A 20,882-nucleotide genomic window follows, 5' to 3' on the forward strand; every position below is an offset into this window, starting at 1 on the left:
GCTTTCATTTCGCATTCGATACCGTGGAGATACCAGGCTCATGAAAATTGCGCTTTGCTACCAGACCCAGCCTGAGTTTGTTGAGGCCATCCAACAAGTTGCGCCCGATGTCGAAGTGATCGACGCAGGCCAGGAGGGGATCGCCGAAGCCATCCTCGACGCGGATATCTTCTGTGGACACGCCAAAGTCCCCATGCCTTGGGCCGAAGTGGTCCAAAAGGGGAAGCTGAAGTGGATCCAGTCCTCGGCGGCCGGCATGGACCACTGCCTGGTCCCGGAGGTCATTGCCTCCGATATTATCGTCTCCAGTGCCTCGGGGCTGTTTGCCAATCAAGTCGCAGAGCAAACTTTTTCCCTCTTATTGGGCCTGATTCGCAGTTTACCGGTTTTCTTTCGCGCACAAGCTGTAAAAGATTATACTAGACGACCTACCCATGACCTGCACGGCAAAACGGTTGGCATCGTGGGTCTGGGGGGAAATGGACGCCGAATTGCAGAAATCCTGTCGGCGTTCCGAACCCGGATCGTGGCGACGGACCTCTTTCCCTATGACTGCCCGCCTCATGTTGAGCAGTTGTGGCCGGCTGACCGCCTTGATGACCTACTGGCCGAATCGGACGTGGTGATCCTGACCTTGCCACTGAATTCGAGCACCTACCACATCATCGACGAGGGCCGCTTTGCAGCGATGAAGCAGGATGCCTGGTTCATCAACGTGGCACGTGGCCAGGTCGTCAAAGAGGCGGCGTTGATCGAGGCTCTCCAGAACAAAAAGCTCTTGGGAGCTGGGGTCGACGTGGCCGAAATCGAACCCCTGCCGGCGGATAGCCCCCTATGGACAATGGACAATGTAATCATTTCCCCACATGTTGGGGCCCAAGGAGCGACCCGCAACGCGGATGCAACGCAGTTGTTCTGCACGAATCTGCGACGGTATTTGAATGGCGAAACTCCCATCAATTTGGTTGATAAGCAACTCGGCTTTCCGGTGCGGAAACCCACGCCGTAGCGGCACAAGCCAACTCAATCAGCCTTTACACACCCCTAAGATGGAAGATATCACCATTCACTAGAAATTCACGATTTTGCGGGAAAGAATCTTTACCCACAGATTCACTCCCTCCTATCATGCACATCATGCACAAGGACATTTTGCGTTTTGAACCCCAATGACGCCGACAGGAAGTCGCCACTCATGCTCACCACAACGCAACAAAACCTTCAGCCGACCCTTTCCTTGGATGGCGATGCCCCCGAGCGGAAGTGCCCCGTCGAGCTGATGCAGCGTTACGAACAGCTTATTCACTCGAAAAGATCGAGTTGGACCGAGCACTACGCGCTCCGACGATTGCTCGGCTCTGGCGGACAAGGCTTGGTGTTTCTCACCGAGCGCCGCGGTGCCAACGGCTTCACGCTTCCTCTAGCCATCAAGATCTTCTCGCCTGAACGCTTTGAGAGTGCTACGCACTACAACGACGCGATGGCGCGAAGTGCTCGGGTGGCTTCGCGGGTTGCCCAGATTCAGCAGCACAATCTACTCGAGATCCATAACTTTCTCGATTCCAGCACAATCCGCGTGATGGTAATGGAATGGGTAGACGGCTACGACCTGCAGAAGCTTTCGACGCCTGGGATGGTCGAACGTATTCGCCCCCAGGTCACCGACCAGCGTTGGGAGTACATCAATCAAGTCGTGGTCACCAAGGGACCGCAACAGCCTCGCTTCAAACCAGGCGTGGCGGTGGCGATCGCGCGGGACTGTTTGGCCGCTTTGGCGGCGCTTCACCGAGATGGCGTTGTTCACTCGGACGTGAAGCCGTCGAACATCATGCTCAAACGTACCGGTGCGGCGAAGCTGATTGATATCGGCTCGGCTTTCGAGATCGACCATGCACCGGATACGCGAACGTGCACGCCAGCCTACGCAGCACCAGAGGTGCTGGAGGGAGCCGAGGCCACGCCGCGTAGCGATTTGGCCAGCTTGGGATACGTCTTAATCGAGATGCTCTCGGGACGTTCCCTCTTCGGCCACATTAAGAACTTCCGTGAACTGCTTGAAACGAAGCGTTTCCTGGCACAGCGTCTGTTAGATATCCTCCCGGAAGAGGTGACCTGCAACGAACTGCTGATGAACTTCTGCCGACGCTTGATCGCGCCTGATCCATCGCGGCGTTTTCCTTCCGCGGAAGATGCCGACTTGCGATCCGGCGGGGCAGCTTCGTTCCATCGCCAACTGGTCAAAGGGGATCTCGCCGTCGAATACGACAACGAGATCCGTCTATGGATCGAAGAGCTTCAGCAGACCGAAGAAGACCTTGCTTAAGCCCTGTGGCATGTAGGCCAAGGGCTAAAAGGTAACGCGGCGGTTTTCGGCAATGCTTTGCCGAGCCGCCTGGATTACGCGGGTCGATTCGCGGAATTCGGTCAAGCAATCGAAATGATTGTTGCCGTTCTCTAGCAAGCGATGGAATGCCGAGAAGAGCCGTTCTCCGACAGGGCGTTCCCCTTCCAGCGATTCCATGTGACGACCAGCACCGTTGAACCAGATCAGCGTGTTGGGCAGATCGATAAACGCGATCCCATTCTCACAGCAAACCTGCATTGCAGCTGGTGGTCGAAACGAGACCGCTTCGGGCCAGTCATTCCGCAGGTAAGTCCCGGCACTAATCTGAGCGACGACGCGCTGACCGGGATCTTCCTTCGACTGGAAATCGACGCTGAGCATCTGGTATTCCATGTCGGTCGGATCTTCGGCACGCGGGTAACTGACACTCATCAGCGACTCTGGCTTTCCGTCGACAATGTAGCGGCACCAGTCGAAGATTTCGGCCAGGTAGCGTTGAATGATGAGCCAGCGAGGACTGTTCGCTCCTTGAGCCGGTGTAATGCGGTGGTGACAGAAAATCAGCTTGGGTCGACCAAGTTGCGTGGCGATCAATTCCTTCAGTCGAATCGTGGCCGGGGCAAATCGCCGCGGAAACTCGATCATGAAAGGAACTTTGGTCGATTCAACGAGCCGCACAACCTCGGCCTGGGCCTCTGAATCGAGTTCGAGCGCCGTATTCAGATAGACAGCCTTCCCCGCGGAGCACGCCGATTGAAGCGGCAATAGGCCAGACCACTGCTGATCGAGCAAAAAAATCGCATCGATATGTTCGGACGAAATTGGCTTGCGGAATCCATGCGGGGATAGCGCATTGAACTGCGATGCGGCACTTTTGGCCCGTAGGGCGACCTCATCGCAGATGAATTCGACCTTAAAGCGATCTTGCAGAGAGTGAAGGGCAGGGCGGTGACGCGATTCCCAATCGCACCCTAATCCGACCACACCAATGTGTAACACCATACAGGCATACGTCCTTGAAATCTTGCAGGCAATTGCCCCAGCAGGCTTGCCGTAACTATTGGCTATTGAAGCATTTCTGCTAGCACAACTCTAGTCGGAAATGGAATTTCTTTTTCGCTCCTCCAACGTGCGGTCAGCAATCAAGTTGATGCGACTACCCGAAAAGTCTTTGGGAACTTCTCATATTGGACACTTGTCACCGACTTCTGAATCGTTAAACTTGGCCCAAACCTCAGGACCGGTCAGCGCACAAAACCCATTGTGCAGCGTTGGGTGGTCAAAGTAACGAGTCCATCTCGTTCACCCGAGTCGCACTCCGCTGCGGCTCTCACGCAATACGACTGACTGGATCCCAAACGACAACCACACCCCACCCAAGTTTTCTGGACTACGTGGTCTGTTTGTTCACCTGTGACCCAAGGTGCAGGCCCAATTCAAGCTAACGGGCAGAATTAAGTAAGGAACGATTTTTATGCTCGGTATTACCATGGCCATTCTGTTGCAAGTTTCCGCAGTTGGCGACACGACAGCCGATTACAGCTCGGCATTCAAAGACGCCTCGGAAACCGGCAAGCCGATGCTCGTCCTCGTCGGAACAGATTGGTGCCCAGCATGCGTGACGATGAAGCAATCGATCATCCCACGCCTGCAACGCGCTGGCCGTTTGAGCGGTGTCGTCTACACAGAAGTGGATGCTGATGCCCAACCTCGAATCGCTCACCGCATCATGTCGGGCGGAGGCTACCCGCAACTGGCTCTCTACCGCAAGACGAAAGATGGCTGGCGTCGTCAGGTTCTGATTGGTGTTCAATCCGAATCGACCATCCAGACCCTGGTAGACCGCGCTGTCGCCGCTCAAGAAGCAGATAGCGACAAGCTGGAAGTCCTGCCGATCTCGCAGTAGTTTCTACTGCCCAGTGCACGATGTCCCGCAGCATCGCGCCATATCCAAAAAAAATGGGCGGTCGATTAGGACCGCCCGGTATGCGTTGGGACGGACAATTCGTTCCAACGTTTCTCTATTATTTATCTCTGCCGCAAGACAGTTCTCTGTTTACAGCTTCAGGAAGCACATGCTGACCGAAAGCAAGCGGTCGTCCAACATGATGGCTTCTGAATTATCGTGCTCGAAGGTCGCGCTCACGAATTCGAGTCCGCGTGCGAATGCCATTTGGTAGCCCTCGCCTACAATCACGGACGGAACGGTGATTCCCTGGAACGAGAACGCTGTCTTGGACAACTGCGACTTGATGCCACCACAAATCATGTTGGTGACTTCGCCGGCACCGTCTACAACCTGGCTGGTAAGCTTGCCAAACTCTTCTTGTAGCAGGCCTTCCACCACGTTGATGGCCAACATTTCCGACATGTTTACCGTGATGAAACCGGAAACGCGTCCGTGAACGCCGATGATGCCTGTTACCAGGCCATTCTCGCGAAGTGGCACGCGAGCCACACCCACGCAGCGTGCGGACGTACCGCACATCGTCAGAGCGTTCTCAACGGAAGAAACTACTGCTTCAGCAAGAACATTGTTGGTTCCTGCCAGACCGGTCACATTTTCAGCCACGGTTGCCATAATTGCCCCCACTACGGGAATTCTGTAAATGACTCTTCGGTGTTGAACAGCCAAGAAAGTATTGGTCAGTTTTCGTTACGAATCCTGACTGGGGGGCAAGATGGTCAACCTTGGTCAGGAGCCTCAATAGCCCCAAGCCGTACGATCGCTACAGCCGCTACACAATCCCAACGCTCTGGCAAAAAGCTTAGGCTTCGGCAGGGGGCTGAATTTGATAACGGCGGATCTTCCGATCGAGCGTCGACCGTTCGATCCCCAAGATTCCTGCGGTGCGGCTCTTATTCCAACCGGTCGCCCGCAAGGTGGCGCCAATATGACGCTTTTCGAGATCAGCGAGCGAGAGAGGTTCATAGCCACTCTTGGTAGCATTCAGCTCGGCCGTATCGCCACTAGCGGTCAGGTTAGACAACGCGAGGTCATCGGAGCTGATCCGTTCCGATTGAGCCAAGACGACGGCCCGCTCAATGACGTTCTTTAATTCGCGGACGTTTCCAGGCCAGCGGTATTTCTGCAGGTCGTCGATTGCCGACTGCGAGAAGCCGAGGATCTTCCGACCGGTCTCGGCGTTGTACTTCTGCACGAAGTAAGACGCCAGTTCGAGGATATCTTCAGGACGCTTACGAAGCGGGGGAACGTTGACTTCCACCACACGCAAGCGGAAGAACAAGTCGCGTCGGAAACGACCGCGTTCCACTTCTTTCTCCAGGTCGCGGTTGGTGGCCGCGATCACCCGCACGTCGACCTGAACCGCTTCATTGCCACCGACACGCTCGAACGGATGCCCTTCAAGAACGCGGAGAAACTTCGCCTGAATCGCTTCGCTCATCTCACCGATTTCATCGAGCATGAGCGTACCGCGATGGGCTGCTTCAAACTTACCGACCTTGCGATCAGTCGCACCGGTGAACGCACCTTTCTCGTGACCAAACAGTTCGCTTTCGAGCAGCGACTCGCTCAGCGCGGCGCAGTTCAAACAAACGAACGGGCCTTTCTTGCGCGTGCTGGCAAAGTGAACCGCACGGGCAACCAGTTCCTTACCGACACCACTTTCACCGGTGATCAAGATGGTCGCTCGACTGGGGGCGACTCGGGCGATTTGCTTTTGCACGTCGAGAATCAGCGGACTGCTTCCGACGATATTGCTTTCGGCTCCTAACCGCTGACGCAGTTCGTCGATTTCGACCATCGACTGCGAAATGGTTTCGGTCAGTTCTTGTTGCCGCTCGAGATTCTTCAGCGCAAGCGCGACATTTTCGGCGACGGCCAGCGTGAACTCGAGATCTTCCGGATCGGGAATTCGCCCCGTATCGGTCGAGTAAAGATGAATCAGGCCGATCACTTTTCCGTTCTGTCGGATCGGAGCAGCGAGCACACTGGTTGCATGGATATCGCCTTTGCTATCGCGGCTTCCGAAGCGACTGTCGTCGGTCACGTTGCGGGCTAAGACCGCTTCCCCTTCACGCAGGACCGTGTTGGCCAGGAACCGCGAGATGCGATGATAGACCGGCAACTTATCGGTCCGAGAACTAATAAGTTCCAGGTCCTTCTCAGTCGCTGGTCCCTTAAACGTGCGAGGGATCAGCAGCACTGCGCCGGAATCGACTTGGGTGCTCTCGAACAAACCTTCCAGGGCCAGGTTTGCCACCGCGATGATGTCGGCCTGTTGGGCCAACTCAAACGCCAACTGACACAACCGAGCTGCTGCCCGACCGACACGTGGTACGACCGAGCTCTCTTTCGCGTCTTGTATCTCCGGCTTAAGGAAACGTGTCTGTTGCCGTCGATGCGTGATGTTGGTCGGCTCGGCGATGTCGAGCACGTGTTCGCTGTCGTAGCCGGCAATCGTCTGGTCGATTTCAGCATTGGAATCGAACAGATGGTTACTGCTGGACGAACCATCGGGAAACGCCGTCGACAGATCGTTCACGAACGCCAACTGGGTATTGGCCACGCGGATGATGTTACCAGGCGTCAGGGCTTGGTCCCCACGAATAGGGGAATCTTCGACGGTCGTGCCATTACGCGAGTCGAGATCGCGTATGGTCCAGACACCTTGGGAGAGGAAGATTTCGGCGTGATAGCGGCTACAGCGATCGTCCTTGATGACAATCTGATTGGTCGGCGCGCGACCGATCGTGACGTTTTGCCCTTCGACGAGTCGAAAAACATCCGTCCATTTGGAACCTTCACGAATAATCAAATACGCGATCATTCTGTTTTTTTGCTGACCTTACTATCCAGAACTTGCCACCCCGAGTAACCATATGCTCCCCAACATATGTATCGTAATAATACACTTATAGGCACGAAATTGTTCGAGGCAAAATCGTTAGTGGTGAATTTTGCGCCAGTTATCCGCAAATGCCCTAGCGGGTTGGTGTTCCCTTCCTATGGGCTAACTAGGTAGAATAGGAAGGTGCCATATGGGCCACCAATCCCCAAAAAACGTACAGCCTGAACATGAAGATTCGGAAAATGGGATTTGGACCGAATCCTTGCAACCGATTTCGGGCCGAACTATTGTAGATTGAATGGAAATCCCAACTTGCGCGGATTTTCTTACCTTGTCGGACTAGCCGATGTGGGCAAATAAGGCCTGCACGGGATCCTTTCACTGACTGAGCTATATAACGGCTCTTTTTAGATCGGTCGACGTTTTCACCCATCCGGTGACGCTCGATGTGATCTATCGCGATAAAACCGGAGATCTTTCGAATGAAAGCCTTTGTGCTCCCGCGCGTTCGCTTTGCTCTGCTTATGGTACTTGGCATGAGTCTCGCTGCTGCTTCTGTTTACGCAGGGCAAGTCGGCTTCAGACAAAATGCTGTCGGTGGTGTTTCCATCGATGCCCAAGGGCAGCTGACTTCCGCTCGTCCGGAAGTGAAGCGTCAGCTTCGACAGGAAATGATGAACGCATTGGAAAAGGTGCCCGGCGATCTGGCCACACCGGTGAAGATGCGTAAGGTCTCGCTTCGCGGATTGAACGCGGCGATCAAAGCCTCGCAAGAAAACAACGGCGGTAAGCTGCCTGACGCCGTGAAGTACATGGCCGGTCTGCAGCGTATCGAATACGTCTTCGTGGACGAAGCCAACAACGACGTCATCCTCGCTGGTCCCGCCGAAGGTTGGACGATTGACGAGTCGGGCAACGTGGTCGGTGTCACGACCGGTCGTCCGGTTCTGCTTCTGGAAGACTTCATCGTCGCCATGCGTTCGACCGAAGAAGCTCGCCGCGGTGGAATCACCTGCTCGATCGACCCAACCGCGGAAGGTCGTCAAAACCTGGACAACTACCTGGCCAGCCTGACTCGCATGGACGCCAGCGTGAAAGCCGGCGTCGAACGAGCCATGGGTGCCCAGGTCATCACCATCACTGGTGTGCCTAAGGATAGCCACTTTGCCCGCGTGCTGGTCGCCGCTGACTTCCGTATGAAGCGTATCGCCATGCACTTGGACCCAAGCCCTGTTCGCGGTTTGCCTAGCTACCTCGATATGCTTCCTTCGGCCCGTGCCGTGCAGAACGCCATGCCGCGTTGGTGGTTGGCTTGTAACTATCAGCCACTGGCCCAAAGCGAAGACGGCCTGGCCTGGCAGCTGCGTGGTCCTGGCGTGAAGGCCATGACCGAAGACGAGATCATTGCCGAAGACGGTTCCGTCGCTCAGACCGGTAAGGTCAGTGCCATTCCTCAGAAGTGGGCCGATGCGATGACCAAGAATTACGAAGAGCTTTCCGTAGAAGATAAGATCTTCGGGGAATTGCGAAACGTGATGGACATGTGTGTGATCGCGGCTCTGCTGGAAAAGGAAAACCTCCTGGGCAAGGCGGACCTCGAGCTGGACATGATCAAGAGCCCAGCGAGCCCAGTTCAGTTGGAAAAGTTCGCCACGCCTGATACCGTGCCAACCTTCTTCAGTGCCATGAAGAAGGGTCGCCAGTGGGTCATCACTGCTTCCGGCGGCGTCGACATCAACTCGTGGGAAGTTGCCAGCCACACCGAAAACGTCGAAGGTATGGACACGCTGCGAACCGAGCAGCTGGCTGCCAACACCAACAATATCTGGTGGTGGAACTAGTCTCGCGACTTTCGCTTGAATGAGACAGAAACGGCCTCCCAAGTGGAGGCCGTTTTTTATTGCGCCCTTAGGTTCACCCACTCGATGCGTTGGACGTGCGGAGCGATCTGGGGAAAGACCTTATCCACCGCCCCGACCTTTGCCCGCAGCTCCCAGGAGGACTCCATCGGTCGATCGATCGATTTCACCAACACCAGTTCCTCCGCACCCCAATGAGCAGCCAGCGTCGCGGCAATTGAATCGCTGGTGAGTCGCCAGTCGGCAGGGGTCGGACCATAGGCCTCTTCGACTTCCGGCAGCAGCGTATTCCAGCTGTCGATGACATCCCATACCTGAAGCGCCGGCTCGCGCTGGGCACGCGCCCAGGCCTCGATCGACTCCCGCTGCGTCTTTAGATCGGTCACCGCATTCTGCTTCAATAGACCAGCCACCAGCGAAGCCGATAGTCGCATCGCATCGAGGGCAAGATGATGACTGTCGAGCGGATCGAGGCGATGTACTTGATCCATCTTCCGCACGGCATCGGCGAAGGCTCCTCCGCCAGGAATGATCACCACCGGCAGAGCAGGGGACAGTGCGTCATGTAGACGGCGAATTCGCTCGGCCAGGTCAGGCAGATCAAACAGACTTCCGCCCAACTTCCAAACGGCGAAGCCCATCCCCCTAGTCCCAGGCTTCTTCCGCCAGAATGGCCAAGGCATACGCCGGGGCACATCGTGCGGCGTTGGCACCGATCAGGTCGGTCAGATATTCGCGGTGAGTCACCACGCCAGCCGAATCGAGAGCAGCTTCGGCCAGGAAGTCACCGTGACCGCTAATCACGGTCAGCTCGACGTTCATATTCAGCTCTTCCACTACCTGGCGAATGCCGGTGGCAATCTTCTTGACCATGATCGAGTTCAGCTCGCGAGCCATCTCGTTGATCTCGGTCCAGGTCACCTCGTCGCCGTCGGCACAAATCATCCGAGCCAGGCGTGTCTTGGCGAACTCGCGCGTGGCAGGGCGTCCGTCGGCGGTGCCATGGTTCTCTGGCTCTTCGTCGAACAGCCCTAGCGCCAGCAAGATATCGATCGACGTAGCAAACCATTCATTCGCGACTGGAACGCGTTTACCACGGAAGTGGACGTAATCGGTGATGCCGCAGATTGGCGTGCGTTCGACGCCAAGGTAGACCAACTCGCCGGCCAGGAGTCGGCATAGGTCGGACTTCGATTTGCTGGCCACCTGGCCGTCGATCAGAGGAATGATGTCGGTAGTTGTCGAGCCGACGTCGACGACCAGCCCGCTCTTGCCTTGAAACCACTGGCCACCAAAGCGACCCAATGCATGCCAGTTGGCAGCTGCGACTGAAAGGGGATCCATGATGCCGTCTTCCAGCGAAACCATCTTGCCGGTAACGGTGTAGACCTTCACGGGGTAATCAGTAAAGACTTCGCGGATCGCGGACAGAACGAATCGAACGCCTTCCGCTTTCGACCCGAAGCAGTCGGCTAGCTCGGCAGTCATGGTCACAGCGACACGATCAAAGACCGGGGTCATCCCCAGCACGTGCTTCAGATTGACGACCAGTTCGTGTTTCTTCTTCCAGATCGCGAATGGAAAGGAGTAAGCGAAACCATCGCCCGTCGCAATTTTGATGTTGGCTCCTCCAACGTCAACGCCCAGGACTGTCATACGCTCTCTACTTCCTCACTTAAAGGATCTCAAAATCGACTTTGCCACAGCCTAACCGGAGCTCGAACGGCTGACCGGAAGCCACGTCCAACATGGCTTGGGCCAGGTTATTCTTCAGCAACAGCCTTAAGCCTACGTACGAACTGGTGAGCCGCGGATTCAAGTCGACCGCGACGTCGTCCGTTCCCTCGGGACAAGGCCCCAAGATCATATCAAGCCCCACATAGCCCCGAAAAGGGGGCATCGCCCTAATTGCTTGCGCCGCAAGGCGATGCGCTCGTACGTTCAGCTCGGTCCGGATGGGCAAGCTACCTCCATGATATTTCAAATCTTTATCAAGTGACTGATACGCAGCCGGCAAAAGAAAGAATTCCGTACCATCGCCCAGCGCAGAGCAACTGACGGCTCGGCCAACAGCCTTTGGCTGTATGAGATATTTTTCGCTGTTGATTAAGGCCCCATTTATTTCGAATCCGGCATTCCAAGAAAGTACTCCCTCCGAGCCTGCCCCGTCCGAGGGCTTCGTGACCACCGGCAGGTCTAATAAATGCTCCCAGCTTGAACGCTCGCTGACTTGAAACGTGTCGATCGTGCGAACCGATGCGTCCCGCCACCGCTGGAAGCACGTCCATTTGCAAGCGGCCTGCTCAACGAAGTTCGCTTCGGGGCTGATCAGGAAAGCACCGTCATCTTCTGCCCACTGGGTCCGTGCGAGGTGTAGGCCATCGAATTCAGGTGCGATCACCAGCGTGGCCTGGGTCGATTTAACGGCATCGCGAAACGCCGCTCGCTCTCCCTCAATTCCTTCGACCGCGATTTGCTCAGCGGCGGCGACCGATAACGTCGGCAGACGAGAGTCACGCAGCACGGTTACCGACATGCCTTCGATGGCGGCGAAGTCTTCGACGACAGCGGCCAGCATGGCCGTGCCTTCTTTCAGCAGAGACCCACTCGGGGCGGGCGAACCGGGGACTGAATAGAGACCACCCCCGGTAATCAATTCATAAACAAAGACACTGCGAGGATAGGGGTCTTGCGACGCCATCACTAACGCTTCTTGCCCCCATCTAAGTTGTGCGAATCGACTTCAACCGGTGAAGCCGTTTAGAAGATACCCAGTTGATCGCGGGCGTCCTCGGTCATGCGATCAGGCGACCATGGCGGGTCCATGACGATCTTCACGTCGACGTCGCCAACTCCTTCCATCTGCGAAACGAACTGCTTCGCACCACCAATCAGCTGCGGGCCGGCCGGACACGCAGGGCTGGTCATGGTCATGTTAATCAAGACTTTCTTGTCTTCCGAGTCTTCGATATCCTCGAAGTTGACCTCGTAAACCAGGCCCAGATCGACGATGTTCACAAACAATTCCGGGTCGATCACGTTCTTGAGTTGTTCGCGGACAGTGTCTTCCGTTAGTGCCATCGGTGGGCTCCTTCTTAATCAACAAGGCGAACGTAGATATCGCCCGCTTCAATCTTCGCTTCGTGAACCTGGGTTGGCTGAGTCGCTGGCATCAGCGTTGCCTTACCGGTCCGAATGTCAAACTTGGCTCCGTGACGAGGGCACTCGATTTCGTAACCTTCCAAGTCCCCTTCGCCCAGCGGTCCGTCGTCGTGGGTGCAAACGTCATCCAAGCAGTATACCTGACCTCCGGCATGAATGACGATCACAAAACGATCGTCGACTTCAAAGACTTCTTTTCCAGGATCAGGAATCTCACTGAGGGCCGCGACACGCACAAAGTCGGACATTCGGGTTACTTACTTGCAGAGCAGGGTGTGGTTGGTTGTTTTCGAGTGATCGGCTGGAGCAGGCCGTTCTTTATTCGTATTCGCGAACACGGGTGGCGATCGCGTGGCCCAGGGCTTCACGAACCGATTCGAGCGTGATGCGGTCGAAGACCTGCTGAAAGAAGCCGGTCACGATCATTCGCATCGCTTCTTTGCGGGTATAACCGCGAGCCATGGCGTAGAAAATTTGCTCTTCGTCTACCTTGCCGGTCGTGGCACCGTGGGTGCAGCGAACGTCGTCCGCTTCGATTTCCAAACCAGGGATCGAGTCAGCACGGCTGTGCTCGGTCAGCAGCAGATTGTCGATACGCTGGTAGCCGTCAGTCTTCTGAGCACCCGGAGCGACCTTGATCATGCCTCGCCACACGGTGCGCGAGTGATCTTGCAAGGCCGCTTTGTAGAGGAAGTTGCTCGTGCAACTCGGGGCACGGTGATACTGCTGCGTGTGGTAGGAAAGATGCTGCTTCCCTTCGGTGAAGAGCACCCCGTTCACTTCGCAGTGAGCACCCGGCTTGTCGAGGGCAACATGCTGATTCACTTTCGACAGGCGGCTACCCAGGGCACCCAGCGTCCAGAACAAATTGCCGTCTTGGCCGACGCAACCTTTCTGCTGAGCGAAGTGCCAGACCTTCTCGCCCCAGTTCTGCAGGTTCACGAAGCGGAGGTTGGCTCGATCGCCCACGATCACTTCAATCGCACCACAGTGGAAGCCAGGCTGGTCGTCGTCCAGGCTGGCCGACTCGGTCAGCACGGTAGCCTGGGCACCTTCTTCCAGCACGATCAACGTGTGGGCCAGGTCGACCCCGTTGTCGCCGATCAGGTTCAAAACGTGCAGCGGCTGCTCGACCTGCACGTTGCGCGGGACGAACAGAAACGCACCGCCACTAAAGTAAGCGGCATGCAGTGCACTAAACTTGTCGAAGTTCGGATCGAACTCACCTTGGAAGAGATATTTCTTCACCAGGTCGCCATGCTCGGCCAGCACGGTGCGGAAGTCACCGAAGATGACACCCTTTGCTTTGAGTTCTTCGCTGATGGTGCTGACGGCCGTCTTGCCATTCAACGAAATCACCTGCCCGCCGATGTCGACTCCTTCGGCCAACAGGCCACTAGGAAGGGTCGCCGGATCGACTTCGGTGGTGAAGCAAGGCGGATTGAACTTCTTCAGGTTGAAGCCGCGGATGTCGGTTCGCATCCACTCTTCTTCCTTGCGGGTTGGCCAGTCCTTCTGCTCGAAGCTCTCGAAGGCGTCCTGGCGAAGATCGACAAGCCACTGTGGCTCGTTCAGCTGATTGACGTAATCGTTGAATGCTTCGGCATTCCAGTTTTCGACGGAGGTTGCAGCTGCCACGCTCATGATATCGCTAATGTTCGGGTCTTATCTGTCAAAGAAAAATGGCCAAGCACGCCAGCTCGATCGACGCTGCTTGGCCCAAATTTGGAGACGAAAAGTTCAGTCGACTAACCGACCGAACCTTCCATTTGCAGCTCGATCAAGCGGTTCAGTTCGACCGCGTATTCCATCGGCAGTTCCTTCACCAGCGGCTCGATGAAACCATTGACGATCATCGTGCTCGCTTCCGCTTCGGTCAGGCCGCGGCTCATCAGGTAGAAGAGTTGCTCTTCACCAATGCGCGAGACGCTCGCTTCGTGACCGATGGCGACATCGGGTTCCATGATTTCGATGTACGGATAGGTGTCGGTCTGGCTTTCGGGATCGAGGATTAATGCATCGCACACAACGCTGCACTTGGTGTTATGAGCACCTTCCTCGACGCGAACCAGTCCGCGATAGCTACCGCGACCGCCATCCTTCGAGATACTCTTAGAGATGATCTGTCCGGACGTGTTTGGAGCACAGTGAACCAGCTTCGCACCGGTATCCTGGTGCTGGTGCTTACCGGCGAATGCGATCGAAAGGATCTCGCCACGAGCACCTGGTTCCATCAGGTAAACAGCCGGGTACTTCATCGTCAGGTGACTACCCAGGTTACCGTCAACCCATTCCATGGTCGCGTCGGCGTATGCCAATGCTCGCTTGGTCACCAGGTTGTAGATATTGTTCGCCCAGTTCTGGATCGTGCTGTAACGGCAACGCGAACCCTTCTTGGCAATCACTTCCACCACGGCCGAGTGCAGACTTTCCGACGAGTACATCGGAGCGGTGCAACCTTCGACGTAGTGAATCTTCGCCCCTTCATCGACGATGATCAGCGTACGCTCGAACTGCCCCATGCTCTCTTCGTTGATACGGAAGTAGGTTTGCAGAGGGAATTCGATTTCGACGCCAGGAGGAACGTAGATGAACGAACCACCGGACCAAACGGCCGAGTTAAGGGCAGCGAACTTGTTGTCGTGCGGCGGAATGACCGTACCGAAGTACTCCTTCAGCAGCTCTGGGTGTTCCCGCAGGGCCGTGTCGGTATCGGTGAAGATAACACCCTTCTGGGCGAGGTCTTCCTGCAGCGAGCCATACACCACTTCGCTCTCGAACTGAGCTTTCACGCCAGCCAGGTATTGACGTTCGGCTTCGGGAATGCCCAGCTTTTCAAACGTTTCCTTGATCTCGGCCGGCACATCGTCCCACGTCTTGCCTTGCTTCTCGGTCGGCTTGAGGTAGTAGTAGATGTCCTGGAAGTCGAGATTGATGTCGCCGCCCCATTTGGGCATCGGCTTGGAGTTGAAGATCTCCAGCGAGTCCAAACGGAACTTCCGCATCCAATCCGGTTCTTCCTTGATGTCCGAGATCTGGTTAACGATCTCGGCATTCAATCCCTTCTTGGCCTTGAAGACACCCTTGCTGGTCGTGCGGAAATCGTACTTGTTGATTTCACCGATCGGGCTTTCTACGCCGGTGTCAGTAATATCGGTGGCCATAGTCTCTCCAAACTATTGAATATCGTCGAAGGCGATTGATGGGGTGCTTCGCGTGTTGTGCCTGGTCGCAGTTCAGGCGGCGAAGGCGAGTCGTTCGCCCAGTGACTAAATGATCCGTGATTAAACCGCTTGCTCTTCCTCTTCTTGCATCGCACGTTCCATGGCAGCCGCTTCCGGATATGCCTTGCGAACGCGATCGTAACCGCTGGAATGCAGTTCGTGAGCCAGTTCGACGCCGCCACTTTCGACGATACGTCCACCGAGCATCACGTGGGCATGCGAGGGTGGGTTGTGTTCGAGCAACTTGTCATGGTGAGTGATGATCAACAGGCCCATCTCTTCGCCACCGATCTGAGCGATACTCTGGCTGGCCAAACGCACGGCGTCGGCGTCCAGACCACTATCGGTCTCGTCCAGGATGGCGAACTTCGGCTGCAGCATGGCCAGCTGAAGGATTTCAGCCCGCTTCATTTCACCGCCCGAGAAGCCATCGTTGACGTAACGACGAGCGAACTCGGTGTCCATCTGAAGCTGGTTCATCTTCTCTTTGATTTCGCGACGGAACTCACGCATCGGGATGAGGTCTTCCCCTTCCTTACGCTCTGGATTCCGGACGTTGGTCGTCGCATGACGCAGGAAGTCCGCCAGGCGAACGCCAGGGATGGCGATCGGACGCTGGAAGGCCATGAACAAGCCAAGTCGGGCACGTTCGTCGGCTTCCAATTCAGTGACGTCGACATCGTTCAGCAGAATGCGACCTTCGGTCACTTCGTACTTGGGATGCCCCATAATGGCGAAACCGAGCGTGCTCTTACCGGAACCGTTCGGGCCCATCAGAGCATGCGTTTCACCACGCTTCAGTTCCAGGTTCACGCCATTGAGGATCGGTTTCTCTTCTACCGAAACGTGTAAATTCTCAATCTTCAATACGTCGGTCATTCGTGACTATTCGCTCTTTTCGAGTCTCAACGGAGGTAACGCCGGGGGAGGCGTCATGGAAGTTATTTACCAGTATGTTTTTGATGTTGGGTCAGCGGGTTTTCCGATCCTGCCGCTTCGACATAACCGGAATGGTGTGGCACGGGCAACTCGTCATCGACGCGAACCCCGTCCTTCTTATTAATGCGATGTCCGCGGATCTTATCCTGAATTCGCATCAACCCTTCCAACAGTGCCTCCGGCCGTGGAGGACATCCGGGAACGTAAACGTCCACGGGCACAACCAGGTCAACTCCTTTGACCACGTGATACCCATACTTGAAGTAAGGACCACCACCCACGGTGCAAGCGCCCATGGCAATGACGTACTTCGGATCGGGCATCATGTTGTATAGCCGCCGAACTCGGCTGGCCATTTTGTACGTGACGGTACCCGCCACAATCATCAAGTCTGCTTGGCGCGGGGAAGCTCGAAACGCTCCGGCACCGAAGCGGTCAATGTCGTAACGACTCGCCCCAACGGCCATCATTTCGATCGCACAACAAGCCAACCCAAACGTCATGGGCCAAATGCTTGCCTGTTGTCCCCAATTGATGGCCTGTTCGATGGTCGTCGTGATGACGTTCTCTTCGAAGCGACCTTCAATCCATGGCTTGGTCATGCTACACGCTTTCAGTTTCCGAGTTGATTTGCGTCAACTCGTAGGTGCAACAACCTTCGCCATCGAGCCGGCAATGGCTCAGCTTCATGTTCTGTCCCACCAACTCGGCGAACATCGCTTTCTCGAGGGCACACACCGCTCGATCCTGCTCGGCCAAATCGGGGTAAGGACAGGCCAGTACGTTAAGGACCGACTTGCCCTCGGTGTCTTCGTCGTATTCCAGCGGAATCTGGCGACCGATGAACAAAGCCATCAGGTCGTGAATCCGCTCGTGGGCGTCTTCGCCGTGAATCTGGCTGGCGTACATCCCGACCAGTCGCTTGGCGAGTCGCGAAATGAGCCCTTGCTTCACGTCGGGATCTTCGATGGAACGAATCTCGTCCCAGAGGGCCATCGCCAGGTCGGCGTAGTTGGCACCCGTTTTCCGCTCACCTTTGGTGGTCAGGCGATACTTGTGGGTCGGTCGGCCGCGGCCTGCTTTGGCAGCAATTCGTTCGACGTAACCTTGTCCCATCAAACGATTTAAGCGTTGACGAACAGCAGTCGCCGTGACTTCCATCGCGACGGCCATTTCGGCGGTGGTCAGCGACGGAGTCTTCCGCAATAGATCAAGCACGACCAAGTCGGTCGGGAAGACCTCGTTGGCCCAGCGTGTGTCATTTTGCGCGGAATTGATGCTCATTCGCTTAAAATCGCTCTCGGACGACTGGCAATCTGCTAGCCGTATCGCTAAGTTGTGTCAGTACCCTAATGTTAGGGATTATCGCATTTTTGACAAGTATATATTCGTTAAATCGCGACCCCCTGACAACCGTTGACGTAAACCCTTGCCACGATACAGGTTAGAAATTACGGCAACTACTGCCCCCTAATCGCCCCAGCTCATCCAATTCGGAACGACTACTAGAACAACCTTCATTCATCCGGCGGGCCCCATGTCGAATCAGGAAGGTTGGCAGTTTGGGAATATTGCATGATCGCAAGTCGACTCTCCACGCCTTGGCATGTGGCGCTGCTCACGCTCGTCGCTCTTTCGCTCTTTCCTGTGGCAACTTACGGCCAGGATAATCCGCCGGAAGAGCCGGTCGCGGAAGAAGCCGCTCCAAAGGATCAGGATCAGCCGGCAGAAGCGCCGAAAGCCTCCTCAGACGATAGCTACCCAGCGGCGGTGAACCTGACCGACACCGAACCCTGGACGGCGTTTCAGTACTTCGATAAGCCGTTTGAGTGGATGGTCGGTAAGATGGCTCAAACGCTTTTCTACCGCGTCTTCTCGACCGAGCGGCAGTACGCTCAGATGGACGACGTCGTCTACTACGTTCGCGATCGCGGCACCGACGGCCCCTTCGTCATCGCCGAGAACAGCAAGGTCCGCAAGCCAGCCGATCTGCCGGACGAGATCAACCAAGAAAAGATCCAAGAGTGGGCCGACCTGGGCAAGATCGCCACCTCGCCAAGCTCCGACCGAATCTATCGCATCGGCGTTCTGAATCGCACCGACGCCGCCGGCAAAGAGAAAGAACAGCCGGTCGATTACGTTCTGTACATCATCAACAACTCAACCAAGTACGTGCGGATCAAGGAAGGGGACAAGATCACCTTCCAGCCGGTCACCAAGCTGCGCAACTCGCTCAATGAAGACGAATCGACCTGGCTGACCCCTGAGCAGATCCAACAGCGCGCCCACGAAGGGAAGTTGGCTCTCAGCGGTGGCAATCCGGAAGATACTCCTTACCTGTTTACCGAGTACGTCGGCGGGGCTCCGATCGTGGTGCTATGGCTTTCCGGTGGTGCGGTCTTCTTCACCCTCTTCTTCGCGTTCGTCAACTTCTGGGGATTTGGCCACGCGGTCAGCATCGTCCGCGGAACGTACGACAACCCGGACGAGCCGGGCGAAGTTACTCACTTTCAAGCGCTTGCGTCGGCCCTTTCCGCGACGGTGGGCCTGGGTAATATCGCCGGTGTGACCATTGCCATGTCGGCCGGTGGACCTGGGGCGTTCTTCTGGATGCTGCTGTGCGGCTTCTTTGGCATGACCAGTAAGTTCGTCGAGTGTACCCTCGGTCAGATGTACCGCGAGGTAAAGCCGGACGGTACGATCCTCGGCGGTCCGATGCAGTATCTGACGCACGCGTTTTCACAGTTTGGCCTGAAGCCGATCGGCCAGGTGATCGCGATTATTTTCGCCATCATGTGCATCATGGCCAGCTTCGGCGGTGGGAACATGTTCCAAGCCAACCAGGCAGCTTCGATGGTGCTAACGGTCGTTCAAGACGATGAACTCCACGAACTGAGCCAAGTCAAACGAGAACTCGGCGCCGCCGCTGCCGAAGGAGACCTGGTCAAGGTTCGCGAACTTGAAAAGCGTGCCACGGAACTCCAGACCAAGGTCGATTCATTTGAGAGCATGTTCAACCCGATCTTTGGTATCGCTCTGGCCTTCTTCGTGGGTCTGGTCATCATCGGTGGCATCAAGCGTATCGGAGCAACGGCCAGTAAGATCGTGCCGGCGATGTGCTTGATGTACATCGTGGCCTGCTTATGGATTATTGGAGCTCACATCACACAGCTTCCCGAACTGATCGCCCAGATCTTTACCGAAGCGTTCAACCCTGAAGCCGTGCGTGGCGGGATTTTGGGCGTGATCGTCATCGGCGTTCAGCGTGCCGCGTTCAGTAACGAAGCGGGCGTCGGTAGTGCGGCAATCGCCCACAGTGCCGCGAAGACGGACGAGCCTGTCCGCGAAGGCTTTGTCGCCCTCTTGGGGCCATTCATCGATACGATCGTCGTCTGTTCGATGACGGCCTTGGTAATTCTGATCACCGGTGCCTGGGACAACCGAGGCTGGATCTTGGATCAGGGTTTGGAAGGGGTACAGCTCACCGCGGAAGCGTTCGAGGCCGAGATCTCCTGGTTCCCGTACATCCTGATGGTGGCTGTGGTTTTGTTTGCCTTCTCGACGATCGTTTCCTGGAGCTACTACGGCGAACGCTGCTGGGAACGCCTGTTCGGTGCCCGCAGCATTTACGTCTACAAGGTGATCTTCGTGTTCGCGGTGTTCATCGGCACGATCTTTGAACTGGGCAGCGTGCTCGATTTTTCCGACTTCATGATCCTCTCGATGGCCTTTCCTAACATCTTAGGTGCGTTGCTCTTAGCTCCTAAGGTCCGCGCGGCACTGAAAGTGTACTGGCAAAAATATCAGGCCGGCGAGTTCAAGAAATTCAAGTAAGCCGCGAATGACTTCCTGAGTGGGAAATGCGTTTTGCTTTCCCACGTTCCCCCCCGGAAAAAGGAAGTTGTCCGATGTGTTCGCGCCCGTGCCACGAATCGAACCAGTGTCACCATAAGAAGTCGTCCCCCTCGAATGTCCTGGGGGCCTGGGGCTTCGGGATTTCGCTGTTTGGTCTGCTGATGACCTTCGGCCTGTTGTGCCCGCTGGGTCTCCTGCTGAGCTTCTTCGGTTTGTTTTCTAAGAAGCGTGGGATCGCCATCGCCGGGACGATCATTGGCGGGATCGGCACGACCATCGTCGCAGTCGGTGTCGGCTCAATCGCCATGGCCGCTTCCGCCGTGCATCACTATCAGTACGAAGTCCCCAAAATCGAGCAGACGCGCGAAGTGCTCAACACGGCCTGTGTCGAGATCGAGTCGTACCGCCAAGAGAACAACAAGCTGCCCGAAGGGATCGAAGGGAACAAGCTGGTCCTCAAGTTTGAAGACGGCTATGGCAACGCGGTTCGCTACGAACCGGAAGAAGATGGCAGATTCGCCATTCGCAGTGCCGGCCTCGATGGCAAGTTCGACACCAGCGACGACCAGCGGATGCTTAACACCGAGCGTGGCCTGAACGAGCCGATTGCCTCGCACCAAACGCACTTCCGCAGCCACCACTGGCACGGCCACGAGCAACACAACCACTGCGGTTGGTAAACGGC

19 protein-coding genes are annotated in these 20,882 nt (G+C 56.1%); 6 read left to right on the forward strand and 13 right to left on the reverse strand.

The window, feature by feature from the left end; translation table 11 throughout:
• Positions 1-40: 40 nt before the first annotated feature.
• Positions 41-1,009, forward strand: a complete 969-nt coding sequence (locus PSR63_RS00170) for a D-2-hydroxyacid dehydrogenase (RefSeq protein ID WP_274329688.1) — start codon at positions 41-43, stop codon at positions 1,007-1,009.
• A 186-nt stretch (positions 1,010-1,195) separates the two neighbouring features.
• Positions 1,196-2,323, forward strand: coding sequence for a serine/threonine-protein kinase (locus tag PSR63_RS00175; protein ID WP_274329689.1), 1,128 nt, complete (start codon positions 1,196-1,198; stop codon positions 2,321-2,323).
• Between the two features lie 24 nt (positions 2,324-2,347).
• On the opposite strand, the gene PSR63_RS00180 is transcribed toward PSR63_RS00175, so the two are convergent.
• Positions 2,348-3,346: a Gfo/Idh/MocA family protein gene (locus PSR63_RS00180; RefSeq protein WP_274329691.1), complete on the reverse strand. Its 999-nt coding sequence runs from the start codon at positions 3,344-3,346 to the stop codon at positions 2,348-2,350.
• Between the two features lie 472 nt (positions 3,347-3,818).
• Between PSR63_RS00180 and PSR63_RS00185 the strand changes: the two genes are divergently transcribed.
• Entirely contained in the window at positions 3,819-4,250 is a 432-nt protein-coding gene (locus PSR63_RS00185; protein ID WP_274329693.1) for a thioredoxin family protein, read from the forward strand.
• A gap of 150 nt (positions 4,251-4,400) precedes the next feature.
• On the opposite strand, the gene PSR63_RS00190 is transcribed toward PSR63_RS00185, so the two are convergent.
• Both PSR63_RS00190 and PSR63_RS00195 read right to left on the reverse strand, forming a co-directional pair.
• Positions 4,401-4,925, reverse strand: a complete 525-nt coding sequence (locus tag PSR63_RS00190) for a chemotaxis protein CheX (protein ID WP_274329695.1) — start codon at positions 4,923-4,925, stop codon at positions 4,401-4,403.
• A 187-nt stretch (positions 4,926-5,112) separates the two neighbouring features.
• A complete protein-coding gene (locus PSR63_RS00195) occupies positions 5,113-7,137 on the reverse strand; it encodes a sigma 54-interacting transcriptional regulator (RefSeq protein WP_274329697.1) in 2,025 nt (674 codons plus the stop codon).
• Between the two features lie 503 nt (positions 7,138-7,640).
• On the opposite strand from PSR63_RS00195, the gene PSR63_RS00200 reads away from it, so the two are divergent.
• Entirely contained in the window at positions 7,641-8,999 is a 1,359-nt protein-coding gene (locus tag PSR63_RS00200) for a DUF1598 domain-containing protein (protein WP_274329699.1), read from the forward strand.
• A gap of 56 nt (positions 9,000-9,055) precedes the next feature.
• On the opposite strand, the gene PSR63_RS00205 is transcribed toward PSR63_RS00200, so the two are convergent.
• The 10 genes from PSR63_RS00205 to PSR63_RS00250 all read right to left on the reverse strand — a co-directional run bounded on the left by PSR63_RS00205 (position 9,056) and on the right by PSR63_RS00250 (position 17,626).
• Complete coding sequence (locus tag PSR63_RS00205; protein ID WP_274329701.1) at positions 9,056-9,658, reverse strand: amino acid kinase family protein; 603 nt, start codon at positions 9,656-9,658, stop codon at positions 9,056-9,058.
• Positions 9,659-9,662: 4 nt separating this feature from the next.
• Positions 9,663-10,673, reverse strand: a complete 1,011-nt coding sequence (locus tag PSR63_RS00210; protein WP_274329703.1) for a hydantoinase/oxoprolinase family protein — start codon at positions 10,671-10,673, stop codon at positions 9,663-9,665.
• A gap of 19 nt (positions 10,674-10,692) precedes the next feature.
• Positions 10,693-11,718 (reverse strand): ATP-grasp domain-containing protein, encoded by a 1,026-nt coding sequence (locus PSR63_RS00215; protein WP_274329705.1) that lies wholly within the window; start codon positions 11,716-11,718, stop codon positions 10,693-10,695.
• A 59-nt stretch (positions 11,719-11,777) separates the two neighbouring features.
• Complete coding sequence (locus PSR63_RS00220; RefSeq protein WP_274329707.1) at positions 11,778-12,098, reverse strand: metal-sulfur cluster assembly factor; 321 nt, start codon at positions 12,096-12,098, stop codon at positions 11,778-11,780.
• A gap of 14 nt (positions 12,099-12,112) precedes the next feature.
• Positions 12,113-12,427, reverse strand: coding sequence for a non-heme iron oxygenase ferredoxin subunit (locus tag PSR63_RS00225; RefSeq protein WP_274329709.1), 315 nt, complete (start codon positions 12,425-12,427; stop codon positions 12,113-12,115).
• Between the two features lie 70 nt (positions 12,428-12,497).
• Positions 12,498-13,823, reverse strand: a complete 1,326-nt coding sequence (gene sufD / locus PSR63_RS00230; protein ID WP_443111073.1) for a Fe-S cluster assembly protein SufD — start codon at positions 13,821-13,823, stop codon at positions 12,498-12,500.
• A gap of 104 nt (positions 13,824-13,927) precedes the next feature.
• Positions 13,928-15,343, reverse strand: coding sequence for a Fe-S cluster assembly protein SufB (sufB, locus tag PSR63_RS00235; protein ID WP_274329711.1), 1,416 nt, complete (start codon positions 15,341-15,343; stop codon positions 13,928-13,930).
• A 120-nt stretch (positions 15,344-15,463) separates the two neighbouring features.
• Complete coding sequence (gene sufC / locus PSR63_RS00240; protein ID WP_274329713.1) at positions 15,464-16,282, reverse strand: Fe-S cluster assembly ATPase SufC; 819 nt, start codon at positions 16,280-16,282, stop codon at positions 15,464-15,466.
• A 62-nt stretch (positions 16,283-16,344) separates the two neighbouring features.
• Positions 16,345-16,944 carry an NADH-quinone oxidoreductase subunit B gene (locus PSR63_RS00245; RefSeq protein ID WP_274329714.1) on the reverse strand — a complete coding sequence of 200 codons (600 nt, stop codon included), beginning with the start codon at positions 16,942-16,944 and terminating at the stop codon, positions 16,345-16,347.
• Position 16,945: 1 nt separating this feature from the next.
• Entirely contained in the window at positions 16,946-17,626 is a 681-nt protein-coding gene (locus tag PSR63_RS00250; RefSeq protein WP_274329715.1) for a helix-turn-helix transcriptional regulator, read from the reverse strand.
• A 291-nt stretch (positions 17,627-17,917) separates the two neighbouring features.
• Here PSR63_RS00250 and PSR63_RS00255 point away from each other — a divergent pair, with 291 nt between their 5' ends.
• Together PSR63_RS00255 and PSR63_RS00260 are read left to right on the forward strand one after the other, a co-directional pair.
• A complete protein-coding gene (locus PSR63_RS00255) occupies positions 17,918-20,176 on the forward strand; it encodes an alanine/glycine:cation symporter family protein (RefSeq protein ID WP_274329717.1) in 2,259 nt (752 codons plus the stop codon).
• Between the two features lie 74 nt (positions 20,177-20,250).
• The gene (locus tag PSR63_RS00260; protein WP_274329719.1) at positions 20,251-20,877 is read left to right on the forward strand and encodes a hypothetical protein; all 627 of its coding nucleotides are present in this window, start codon (positions 20,251-20,253) and stop codon (positions 20,875-20,877) included.
• Positions 20,878-20,882 lie beyond the last annotated feature (5 nt).

It is taken from the genome of Bremerella sp. P1 (genome assembly GCF_028748185.1).
In the GTDB taxonomy this organism is placed as follows: Bacteria; Planctomycetota; Planctomycetia; order Pirellulales; family Pirellulaceae; genus Bremerella.